Annotated in this window: 1 protein-coding gene; it reads right to left on the reverse strand. The window is 68.2% G+C overall.

Annotated elements, in window-relative coordinates; genetic code table 11:
* Positions 1–2340, reverse strand: a 2340-nt coding sequence (gene purL / locus VMJ11_RS29655) for a phosphoribosylformylglycinamidine synthase (protein ID WP_325624359.1), incomplete at both ends; no start/stop codon positions are given.

A 2340-nucleotide genomic window follows, 5' to 3' on the forward strand; every position in this document is an offset into this window, starting at 1 on the left:
GCCGAGCGCAAACGTGTCCTCGCGCGCGAAGAACGCCGCGAACATGTCCGCGAGCTTCGCGTTGAAGCGGATCGTCTTGGCCCAGCCTTCGCCCGCGCCCAGCACGTCGCCGTACGAGAAGCCGCCGCAGGCCACCGCGCCCGCAAAGTCGGCGAGCGTGGCGCGGCCTTCGAGCAGGTCGCTCATGTGGACGTCGTGCGCGTCGAAGCCGGCGCGGTCGAACGCGTAAGCGGTTTCGAGGTGCGAATTCACGCCCTGCTCGCGCAGGACCGCCACGCGCGGGCGCGCGCCCTTCGCCACGAACGGCGCGGCGATGTCCTCGGCCGGGTCGAACGTGAGATGCGGCTGCATGCCCGGATCGGCGGCGTCGAGCAACGCGTCGTATTCCGCGTCCGCGCACGCCGGGTTGTCGCGCAGGCGCGCGATGCGCCAGCTCACTTCGCTCCACACGCGCTGCAGTTCGGCGCGCGGCGCTTCGTAGATGCGCTTGGCGTCGCGGTAGATTTCGATCGAGTCGCGATTGTTCAGCGTGCCGATCACGTGCGAGCACACCGAAAGGCCATGCTGACGCAGCACCGCCATCACGGCGTCGCGCTGCTGCGCGCTCACCTGGATCACGGCACCCAGTTCCTCGGAGAACAGCGCGCGCAGCGTGCGGTCTTCGCGGCGGCCGCTCGTCTGCTTCGCCCAGTCTTTCGCGTCGCCGTAATCGGATTCGTGTTCGGCGTCGAGCGTGAGCATGTCGACGTTCAGCGACACGCCCGTGTGGCCCGCGAAGGCCATTTCGCAAACCGTTGCCCACAGGCCACCGTCCGAGCGGTCGTGGTACGCGAGCAGTTGCTCGTTCGCGTTCAGTTGCTGGATTGCGTTGAAGAACTGCTTGAGGTCTTCGGCGTTATCGACGTCGGGCACCGTGTCGCCCACCTGCTGCGTGACCTGCGCGAAGATGCTGCCGCCCATGCGATTCTTGCCGCGGCCCAGATCGATCGCGATCAGCACCGACTCGCCTGCTTCGTCCACACGGCGCAGTTGCGGCGTGAGGTGACGGCGCACGTCCTCGACCGGCGCGAACGCCGAGATGATGAGCGAAACCGGCGCGACCACTTCCTTCGCCACGCCTTCCTCGTTCCACTTCGTACGCATCGAGAGCGAATCCTTGCCCACCGGAATGCCGATGCCGAGCGCGGGGCACAACTCCATGCCGATCGCCTTCACGGTGTCGTACAGCGCGGCATCCTCGCCGGGCGCGCCGCAAGCGGCCATCCAGTTCGCGGAGAGCTTGAGCTTGTCGAGCGACGCAATGGGCGCGCTCGCGATGTTGGTGATCGCCTCGCCCACGGCCATCCGGCCCGATGCGGGCGCGTCGATCACGGCGAGCGGCGTGCGCTCGGCCATCGTCATCGCTTCGCCCTTGTAGCCCGCGTAGTCGAGCGCGGTGATCGCGCAGTCGGCCACCGGCACCTGCCACGGACCGACCATCTGGTCACGCACGGTCGTGCCGCCCACCGAGCGGTCGCCGATCGTGATGAGGAACGACTTGCTGCCGACCGTCGGGTGGCGCAATACGTTCTTCGCGACTTCGTCGAGCGCGATGCCCGTGACTTCGACCGGCGTGAGCGGCACGCTCGCGTGCTCGACGGTGCGGTGCATGCGCGGCGGCTTGCCGAGCAGGATGTCCATGGGCATGTCGACGGGCTGGTGGCCGCCGTTCGCGGCGAGCGCCGCTTCGTCGGTATCGATCAGCTTGAGTTCGCGCTCGTCGGTCGCCACGCCCACGACGGCGAACGGGCAGCGCTCGCGCTTGCAGATCGCTTCGAACTTCGGCAGATCGGCGGGCGCGATCGCGAGGACGTAACGTTCCTGCGACTCGTTCGACCAGATCTCGCGCGGCGAGAGGCCCGACTCTTCGAGCGGGACCTGGCGCAATTCGAAGCGCGCGCCCTTGTCGGCGCCGTCGACGAGTTCGGGGAACGCGTTCGACAGACCGCCCGCGCCCACGTCGTGAATGCTCAGGATCGGGTTGGCCTCACCCAGTTGCCAGCAGCCGTTGATGACTTCCTGCGCGCGACGCTCGATTTCGGGGTTGCCGCGCTGGACCGAGTCGAAGTCGAGCTCGGCGGTGTTGGTGCCCGTGGCCATCGAGCTGGCGGCGCCGCCGCCCATGCCGATGCGCATGCCGGGGCCGCCGATCTGGATCAGCAGCGTGCCCGCCGGCAGGTCCTGCTTGTGCGTGAGCGTTGCGCTGATGTTGCCGAGGCCGCCCGCGATCATGATCGGCTTGTGATAGCCGCGCACGGTGCCCGCGACGTTCTGCTCGTAGGTGCGGAAGTAGCCGCCCAG

This window comes from Paraburkholderia sp., from assembly GCF_035501035.1.
In the GTDB taxonomy this organism is placed as follows: domain Bacteria; phylum Pseudomonadota; class Gammaproteobacteria; order Burkholderiales; family Burkholderiaceae; genus Paraburkholderia.